General features: G+C 35.3%; 9 protein-coding genes. 4 read left to right on the top strand and 5 right to left on the bottom strand.

Features of this window, described 5'->3' with window-relative positions:
• On the top strand, positions 1-1,085 hold a 1,085-nt coding region (locus U9P79_09535; GenBank protein ID MEA2104864.1), incomplete at its 5' end, for a choice-of-anchor Q domain-containing protein.
• Positions 1,086-1,384: 299 nt separating this feature from the next.
• Here U9P79_09535 and U9P79_09530 read toward each other — a convergent pair.
• From U9P79_09530 to dusB, 5 genes are all read right to left on the bottom strand, one after another.
• The gene (locus U9P79_09530; GenBank protein ID MEA2104863.1) at positions 1,385-2,506 is read right to left on the bottom strand and encodes a glycosyltransferase; all 1,122 of its coding nucleotides are present in this window, start codon (positions 2,504-2,506) and stop codon (positions 1,385-1,387) included.
• Complete coding sequence (gene tsaD / locus U9P79_09525) at positions 2,506-3,516, bottom strand: tRNA (adenosine(37)-N6)-threonylcarbamoyltransferase complex transferase subunit TsaD (protein MEA2104862.1); 1,011 nt, start codon at positions 3,514-3,516, stop codon at positions 2,506-2,508. The genes U9P79_09530 and tsaD overlap by 1 nt, the downstream gene beginning before the upstream one ends.
• A gap of 71 nt (positions 3,517-3,587) precedes the next feature.
• A complete protein-coding gene (locus U9P79_09520; protein MEA2104861.1) occupies positions 3,588-4,505 on the bottom strand; it encodes a hypothetical protein in 918 nt (305 codons plus the stop codon).
• Positions 4,492-5,379 carry a hypothetical protein gene (locus U9P79_09515; protein MEA2104860.1) on the bottom strand — a complete coding sequence of 296 codons (888 nt, stop codon included), beginning with the start codon at positions 5,377-5,379 and terminating at the stop codon, positions 4,492-4,494. The genes U9P79_09520 and U9P79_09515 overlap by 14 nt, the downstream gene beginning before the upstream one ends.
• A gap of 188 nt (positions 5,380-5,567) precedes the next feature.
• On the bottom strand, positions 5,568-6,569 hold the full coding sequence (gene dusB, locus U9P79_09510) for a tRNA dihydrouridine synthase DusB (GenBank protein ID MEA2104859.1): 1,002 nt from the start codon (positions 6,567-6,569) through the stop codon (positions 5,568-5,570).
• 64 nt (positions 6,570-6,633) lie between these two features.
• Between dusB and queC the strand changes: the two genes are divergently transcribed.
• From queC to mnmA, 3 genes are all read left to right on the top strand, one after another.
• Positions 6,634-7,320 (top strand): 7-cyano-7-deazaguanine synthase QueC, encoded by a 687-nt coding sequence (gene queC / locus U9P79_09505; GenBank protein ID MEA2104858.1) that lies wholly within the window; start codon positions 6,634-6,636, stop codon positions 7,318-7,320.
• 2 nt (positions 7,321-7,322) lie between these two features.
• Complete coding sequence (locus U9P79_09500) at positions 7,323-7,544, top strand: chemotaxis protein CheB (protein ID MEA2104857.1); 222 nt, start codon at positions 7,323-7,325, stop codon at positions 7,542-7,544.
• Positions 7,545-7,772: 228 nt separating this feature from the next.
• Entirely contained in the window at positions 7,773-8,861 is a 1,089-nt protein-coding gene (gene mnmA, locus U9P79_09495) for a tRNA 2-thiouridine(34) synthase MnmA (protein MEA2104856.1), read from the top strand.
• The last annotated feature ends 130 nt before the right edge of the window (positions 8,862-8,991 follow it).

Genomic DNA, 8,991 nt, shown 5'->3' with positions numbered 1-8,991 from the left:
TAATAAAAAATATTACTTTATTTAACAACGATTGTTGGAAAGAATTAGGATATGTTCATATCGGTGGAGTGCAGACAAGTAATGCTATTTTTGATAATGTACTGATGACCGACAATTACGAATATGTGAATTCAAAAGCAGTAAAATATGGAAATATTAATAATCCCTTTTTTATAAATTGTTCAATAAAGGGTAATCATTCAGATCCAGTAACAGGAAATTTTGGAGCGATTTGTCTTCTTGGTTCTATACCAACATTAATTAATTGCGAGATAACTGACAATTATGGAGATATTACTAGCGGGATCGTAAGTATCCATAGCGGTGAAGAAATATATATTATCAATTGTACAATTGCAGATAATAAAAATTGTTCGCAAGGTACAATCAGACTGAGCGATGACAGTCATTTTACCTTAATAAATACTATTTTAAGAAATGATCCCTATACAGAAATCTATTTTTACCCGACAGGTCCTCCCAACTCAGCTACAATAAAATACTGCAATATTGAGAATGGAATTAATGCAATAAATACAAACAACAATGGCACCATCAACTGGGGACCTGGCAACATAGACGATGACCCAATGTTCGTAGGAGGAGATCCGTTCAGTTATGAACTCACGGAAGAATCTCCCTGCATAAACGCCGGCACACCGGATACTACAGGTTTAAATTTACCGCAATTAGATTTGGCAGGAAATCAGAGAATCTATAACGGTAGAATTGATATTGGGGCGTATGAATGGCAACAAGATGGAGTAAATAATCCTGACACTTCTTTTGTAAACAAATTATATTTATTCCAGAACCAACCGAATCCATTCAGAGGAGAAACAGAAATATTATTTATCACCACAGACTACGAGCGCGTGGAGGATTATCAACTCTCCATTTACAATGTAAGAGGGCAATTGGTAAAAAGATACAACGGAAGAGAAGACCATTTTCAGGTAAATACAAAGATTATCTGGGATGGGAAAGACAGATATGGAAATGAAGTTTCAGCGGGAACATATTTTTACAAACTGGAATATGGCAAAAATGCCGTGGTAAGGAAAATGGTGAAGGTAGGGGAGTGAGAGTTGGACACACAAATTTCAGAAATTTACACAAAGAAATGGAAAACGGAAGCCTTACCTTACGAATGGTCATTTTTTACCGACCTTCGCAATGGTAAGAAAGCGTGAATGAAACATTGAAAATGTCTTCGACCATTCTGCTATGTAAGGCTTCCGCTCCAAAGTCATTCTCGAATGCTTCCGAAGAAAATAAATATTTTATTCAATTTTTCAAAAAATTTTTCATATGGACAGTCACCCTTTCCAATTTTCAAAAATCTCGACTCGAACACAAAAGACGGTGTCCGAGTCGGAATTTTTTATTTCCACCGGTATTTAGAAAAAGTCCCCAAAATTGCAAATCCGAGAAAATAGGGAATATAAAAAATTTCAGCAAGAGGAAAAAGCAATAATGATCTAAGTGATTTGAAAATCAACGCTCCCTGAAAAACAATAAGAAAATCTATGATAACTTTTGCACCAAAAATAATCAAAAAATCCGTCCACGAAAAAATCCCTATTACCGATGCAATGAATGCAATGAAAAGCAATATAAAAAAACAAAAAATCAGAGTGGTAAATATTTTGATTTTTGCAGGATAATATTTCCATTTTGAGGCTCGTCGCTTCTCCTGATCTACCAAAGCTTTGCCTGATTTATCTTCGTGAGAGGGCACAAAACTATCCGGATCATAATTGAAGCTTAAGTGATAATTACCGGTTATGCTAATTTTCTGGAGAAAAAGATCATCATCACCGGATGGAATATGACCGATACCGCTGAATCCACTAACTTCTATAAACATTTTCTTTCGATATGCAATATTTCTGGCAGCAGCTGTAACTCCCCAATTCCAGCCAACAGTTCCTGCAGAAATCGTAAAAATGGAAAGTCGTTCCAAATTTTTCAGCAATAAAATTATTTTTTCGTATAAAGTAATATTTTTTGCAATCAAAGGGGAATAACCGGCTACAAAATCAGAACCAGCATTAAATTTGGAATTCGTGCTCGAAATCCAATTTTTGTTCGGAACACAATCTGCATCGGTGAAGAGCAAAATCTCACCTTTTGTTTCTTTTATCCCTTTAGTAATGGCATTTTTTTTCCCAATCAAATTTGGCTCTTCCTCATTTATGCGGACAAAATGAAAATTTTCATTTCTTTTAACATAATCATGAATAATCGCATCTGTCCGGTCTTCAGAGCGGTCGCTTACTGCGATTACTTCAAAAAATTTCTGCGGATAATTTTGATTTGCAAGTGAAGAAAGTAATTGCGGAAGAAATTTTTCTTCATTTCTCGCTGCTATAATAACAGAAATGAAGTTAAGTTTTTCGGATTTATTTTGCTTTGATCCACAATTTAAAAAAGTTCCCACATAAATAAAAAGCAAAAATGCTACATAAAAAGTGAGGAGGGATACCAAGATTAAAAAAAACATTATATTTTTCTTATTCCTTTTAATGATGAAGCATTTAGCGAAAATTTAGCAAAATCATTTCTCTGAAATTTAAAAACAGCTGCCGCGCCAATCATGGCAGCATTATCAGTGCAAAGTAAAGGGGAAGGAAAATAGATTTTGATATTTTCCGAAGCAGAAGACTTGCGAAATTTATCCCGCAAGGCTGAATTTGCAGCTACTCCTCCCGATAGCAAAATGTTTTTAAGGGAATATTTTTTTACTGCATTCATTGTTTTTCGAAAGAGAACTTCTACAATTGCATTTTGGTAGCTGGCACAAAAATCTTGAATGGAATTGGAATTCGCCTTAATGTTATTTTTTTTCATGTATAAAGAAGCTGATGTTTTCAGACCACTAAAGCTAAAATTGAAATTCGGTTTGTTTATCATTGGTAAAGGAAAATCTATTGCATTTTTATTACCTTTTTTGGCTAATTTGTCAATCGCGGGTCCACCGGGATATGGAAATCCCAGCAGTTTGCCGATCTTATCAAAAGCTTCACCTGCTGCATCATCAACTGTTCTGCCGAGAACTTCAAATTCAGTGGGAGAATCGAATTTCACAAGTTCTGTGTGTCCGCCGGAAACAACCAAAGATAAAAAGGGAAACTGAATATTTGGGTTTTCCAAAAAATTTGCAAAAACATGTCCCATAATATGATTAATTGCGATAAGAGGTTTTACCAAACTGAATGCCAAACCTTTGGCAAAGGAGACTCCCACGAGGAGCGATCCGATCAAGCCGGGATTTACAGATACGGCAATCGCATCAATTTGTTCCAGATTTTTACCCGCTTTCTTCAAAGCAAGATCAACTACATAAACTACGCCTTTAATGTGTTCTCTTGATGCGAGTTCCGGAACAATTCCCCCGAATTTTTCGTGAATGGATTGTGAGGAAATGATATTTGAAAGAATTTGAAAATCAGTATCCACAATTGCTGCGGATGTGTCATCACAAGATGTTTCTATTGCGAGGATTAAGGACATTTAATATACTCCAATTTTAAATTAAGTTTTAAATGTTTTTCGACCGGTCGTTCCTTACAAGTCGAAGAAAATCATTTTTCAATAAACTTTTTCGGATCAATAATCCCTCTAAAATTTACTTTTTTTGGCGTCTGACTTATCAATGTTACTCCTTCGGGTAATTGAATATCCAATGCAACCGGGTGTTCAACTAACAAAGTGTAGTTTGGATCAATCTGTATCTCAAAATCTTGTTTGGATAAAGTGCGAAGTAATTTAGATTCGCCCTCAACTATCAAACTAATAAACTGCGGAAATATTTCAAGAGAATCAGGATAAGAAATGCGAATCAAAGGGAAAGCTTTTCTGATGATTTTAGGTTTGCTTTTAACGATCTTAACATTGCCTACAAGTGCTGTAACCAAATCGCTTTGTGGGAGTATCAAGGAAATAGTTGAATTTTCGGAATGTTTCTTCATGTTAAAAGGTTGAGTATCAATATGGATAAATTCACTAATTATTTTTTTTGGTCCTTTAACCTGAATTTGTTGAGGGTAAGTTTCCAAATTATGTGATTCGAAATACTTTTTGCTCTCCGCATCGGCGAATATAGGGTTTACGGGGAAAGTTTGGGTAGTCATATTATCCATAACTACCAAAATATCCAGAAGTTGAGGATATTGAATAATGTTCAGATCGTATTTTTCCAATCCTTTGATATTTTTAATATCAAAAGAGATATAATTTTTTCCGTAATGAACATTTTGTAAATTGAGATAGTACGAATAATTTTTAAGATGAAATTTTATCAGTTTATCTCCTCTACCCGCAATGACCAAATTTATTGACCTTGGCTCAATATCCATTGGTATCAGGGAAGTGGGAGTGTTTGCTATTGCAATTGGTATCTGGATATTAACTTGTTGGGTTTGAGTAAATTTGAGTGCAAACCAGATAAAAAGGGAAATAAAAAATGCAAAAACCAAAATCGAGGCATTAATTTTTTTCATAATCTTCCAATGTTTTAAAAATCCTTTTTAATTGTTGTGTTGCCAAAGTAACATATATGTCCAATGGGTCAATACGTTTAGCCAGTTCAAGATAACGTCTTGCCTGAGCGAATTTTTTTTCTGCAACATACAACCTGCTCAAATCAAGATACGATTTTAGAAAAAAAATATTTTTCTGGATACTTTTTGTAAAATATTTTACAGCCAATCCGCTATTACCCATTTCAAAACAGCAATTAGCCCAGGTATTATAAAATTCAGCGTTATTATAACCGAGTTGATGCGCCTCATTAAAATTCACAAAGGCATGAATCCAATCCCTTTTTCTATTATAAGACACACCGAGCAAGTAACATATCTGCCGTTTACTTGGGAATTTTTTTTTACCGGCTGTAAGCAAGTCAATTGCATTATCATATTCCTTTAGCCGTAAATATTGCTCAGCAAAAAAGATATATGTTTTTGGTAAATGATTAAATCTGGTGAAAACTTTCTTAAGTATCTTCACCGCCTTTTTAATTTCGTCTTGATACGTATATGCCACAGCCAAATTAAAATCCATCTCAACGATTTCGGTTTCAATCCTTTTATACCAGGTAATCGCTTCTCTTGACTTTCCCTTTTGAGCCAGAAAAACATTTCCCATTAAAAATTTAAGATAATCATCATCAGGGAAATATTTCATAGCTCTTTGGATAATTTTTTCGGTCTTCTGAAAAAGTGAGCGTTGCATATAAATAATGTATAAAAGTTCATGAGCAGGATAAACTTTCGGGTCAATTTCAATAATTTGCTCCAGAAGTTCCACGGACAGAAGCCATTTATCGTTTGCGTGATGCCTTGCTTCCCAGAGTAGCGAATCAATCTTTTTCATAAGAGAGTAGCAACTTGGCTATGCTGTTGAAACGGATAATCGTAGGAAAAAATATTATTTTCATTCAGATAAACATCCTATTATTTTCATTTTAAATAATGAAAGTGTCAGAGATTGAGGTGTCAGTTACCGACCTGTCAATGTATGGTGTGCGAAGCCTGATTTTTTGACCCAAATGTGGGACATGCTCAAAATTCTTTCCGGAAATCATTAACAATTTTTTCAAACTCTGTTTCATTTTTTGTGAAATTACATTTTTGTCTAAACGCTTTTGCGCCTGTAAGTCCTTTTGAATAGCCGGAAACATATTTCCGAATAATTCTCGTAGATCTATCAGCACCTTCGGTTTTTTTCATTTCCGAAAAGTGAGAAAGAAGAAGTGATATTCTTTGTTGAGGGCTCGGTTCCGTATAATCTCCTGTGCGTAAATATTCCTTTATTTGATTGAATAGAAACGGATTTCCAATTGCGCTCCTACCAATCATAATAGAATTGCATCCGGTTTCTTCAAACATTTTTTTGGCATCTTCCGGCGAGTTAATATCTCCGTTTCCAATTACAGGAATTTTTACTATTTGATTTACTTTAGCGATCAAATCCCACGTACTTTGCCCGGAAAACATTTCATTTTTTGTTCGGGGATGAAATATGATCGCATTAGCACCACCTGTTTCTATTGCCTGAACAATTTGGTCAATATTTTCAGATGTATCCCAGCCGGAACGGATTTTCACAGTCAGAGGAAATTCCTTGGCAATCGCTGACTTTGCTGCCAAAACCACTTGATATAATTTTTCAACATTTTTTAAAAGTGCCGACCCTGAGCCTGTTTTAACCACTTTTTTCATGGGGCAACCCATATTAATATCAATAAAATCCGGATGAAATTGTTTAATCTTTCCAATTCCTTGGGCAATTATTTTGGGTTCATCTCCAAAAATTTGAATTCCCAGCGGACGCTCAATTTCATTGAAGCAAAGCATTGACTCTGTTTTTTCGTTTTCGTAAACAAGTCCATGGGCGCTAATCATTTCTGTTACAGCCACATCCGCGCCGTTCTGTTTGCAGATTTTTCGGAAAGTAGAATCGGCAAAACCGGCTAATGGTGCAAGCCAGAGCTTTCCACCGGTGATTTTTTCCATTCCGGATGTGATAGAGATATTTGCTGTTTTTTTGGGATTAGAAATCATGTGGCTAATTTCATTATTTACAAAAACCTTGTCAATGATATATAAATTTTAATTTTGTGAAAACATGAAAAGTGAAAAGGTGATTGTTCTATTAAGCGGTGGTTTGGACAGCTGTGTAACGACAGCTATTGCTCATAAAAATTACGATTTATACCTGTTGCACGTGAATTACGGTCATCTGACCGAAGCCCGAGAAAAAAAAGCCTTTTTGGATATTGCTAAATTTTATAATGTCCGAAAAACTCTGGTTATTGATATCGGTTATCTAAAAAAAATTGGCGGTTCGAGCCTGACCGATACAAATATTCAAATTTCAAAAACCACTCACGCAGGAATTCCGAATACTTATGTTCCTTTCCGCAATGCGAATTTGCTTGCCATTGCTGTTTCCTGGGCTGAAGTGATTGGGGCAAAAAAAATATTTATCGGTGCAATGGAAGAGGATAGTTCTGGCTATCCGGACTGCCGTGAAATATTTTTCCGTTCTTATAATGAAATGATCAAGGATGGAACAAAACCAGAAACTGAAATATCAATAGAAACACCAATTTTGCATAAATCAAAATCTGAAGTAGTAACAATCGGGAAAAAACTCAATGCTCCCATGCATCTCTCCTGGTCGTGTTATACAAATTCGGAAAAAGCTTGCGGAACATGTGATAGTTGCAGACTGCGAATAAATGCGTTTCAAAAAGCAGGATTCAAAGACGAAATTCCATATTTGAAAATAAATAATAACATCACCGGGTAAGAATGAAAAAGAAAATTTATATTACACATGACAGTGTTGTAGAATGTCGGTTTGCTCTTTGTTTTGCCCTTACAAAGGTCGGTGCGGGACAAAGTAGAAGCAGTATTCTCGGAACATCCGCAGGTGGGCTGCAGGCTTTGATTAAAATTCTCCCCGCTTTGAGAAAAAATTTCTATCTTCCTTTGTTAATTGTGCAGCATCTTCATAAATCGCAAGATCATTGATAAATTGATCGGCATATTACTAACCGGAGCGAATGACTATCTCACTAAGCCACCCAATGTTGATAAACTACTGTCTCTGATGCGGGTTTGGTTGTATGATTAAATTTTGGAGTGCAACATCCGTGATGTTGCTTTTTACAAATTAAAATATCACGGGTATTTTATTACAAAGAAAACAATATTAAAATTAAAATATCACGGATATTTTATTCCAAAGAAAACAATATTATGAGTATTAAAAGAAAAAAAATTGCAGTTGGAATGAGCGGTGGTATTGACAGCACTTTTGCTGCAATCACCCTAAAGGAGCAGGGGTACAATGTTATTGGCATTAGTTTGCACATGTTTTGCAAACAACATCCTGCCGAAAAAGATGAAAAAACCATTACCGGCGAATTTGAAGATGTAAAAAAAATTTGTGAGCTGCTTTCTATTCCGTACTATAATGTTGATGCTGAAAATCAATTTGAAAAAACTATTATTAAAAATTTTTGCGAAAGTTATTTAAGTGGACTGACACCAAATCCCTGTGTTCTCTGTAACAAACGAATTAAATGGAAATTACTGCTTGAAAAGGCAAGGGAACTGGGAGCGGAATATATCGCAACCGGTCATTATGCCGAAATTGAATTCCAAAAAAAGGAAAACCGGTATTATTTAAAAAAGGGAAAGGATAAAAAAAAAGATCAGTCTTATTTTCTATGGCAACTTGACCAAAATGATTTGGCTTATACTATTTTCCCTCTTGCGAACTTTTCAAAAATTGAGATTGGGAAAAAGATTGAAGATTATCATCTGAAAATTTCTCATAAGCCGGAAAGTCAGGAAATTTGTTTTATTCCGAATGATGATTATAAATCCTACTTGCGAAATAATTGTAAAAAAAAAATTCATTCAGGATATATTCTCAATCTCGAAGGAAAAAAAATCGGAAGGCATAAGGGATTCCCGTTTTATACAATCGGGCAACGGCGGGGGCTGGGCTTAACATCTCCTCACCCACTTTATGTAAAAGAAATACGGAGTAAAACAAACGAAATTGTAGTTGGACCAAAGGATTGTCTATTTGGGATCGAATTATTTGCTGATCAATGTAAATGGATTAATTTTGATGAAATTATTGAACCGATGAGATGCAGGGCGAAGATCAGATACAATTCTCCTGAAGCGAATTGTACGATTTTCCCACAGGATACTGGTGTTCGTGTGTTGTTCGATGAACCCATACTAAGCATCACGCCCGGGCAGTCTGTTGTTTTTTATGAAAATGATAACGTCATTGGCGGAGGGATTATACAATTTGGAATCGCTAATTAGTGCCCATCCGTAAAGTAGCATATCAAGTAAAATATATTCTTCATCCTTTTTACAACTCATCCCCTAACCCCTTCTCTTCAAAGAGAAGGGGAACTTTTATCTCCCTCTCCTCGATAGGAGAGGGTCGGGG

The organism is Candidatus Cloacimonadota bacterium, from assembly GCA_034661015.1.
Classification (GTDB): Bacteria; Cloacimonadota; Cloacimonadia; order JGIOTU-2; family JGIOTU-2; genus JAYEKN01.
The sequence above is the reverse complement of the archived record's forward strand: the minus strand, read 5'-3'. Positions and strand labels throughout refer to the sequence as shown.

Coding starts and splice junctions, on each gene's coding strand:
- U9P79_09530 (MEA2104863.1), bottom strand. CDS start 2,506: ATGTTTTTTTTAATCTTGGTATCCCTCCTCACTTTTTATGTAGCATTT.
- U9P79_09520 (MEA2104861.1), bottom strand. CDS start 4,505: ATGAAAAAAATTAATGCCTCGATTTTGGTTTTTGCATTTTTTATTTCC.
- dusB (MEA2104859.1), bottom strand. CDS start 6,569: ATGATTTCTAATCCCAAAAAAACAGCAAATATCTCTATCACATCCGGA.
- queC (MEA2104858.1), top strand. CDS start 6,634: ATGAAAAGTGAAAAGGTGATTGTTCTATTAAGCGGTGGTTTGGACAGC.
- U9P79_09500 (MEA2104857.1), top strand. CDS start 7,323: ATGAAAAAGAAAATTTATATTACACATGACAGTGTTGTAGAATGTCGG.
- mnmA (MEA2104856.1), top strand. CDS start 7,773: ATGAGTATTAAAAGAAAAAAAATTGCAGTTGGAATGAGCGGTGGTATT.
- U9P79_09515 (MEA2104860.1), bottom strand. CDS start 5,379: ATGAAAAAGATTGATTCGCTACTCTGGGAAGCAAGGCATCACGCAAAC.
- tsaD (MEA2104862.1), bottom strand. CDS start 3,516: ATGTCCTTAATCCTCGCAATAGAAACATCTTGTGATGACACATCCGCA.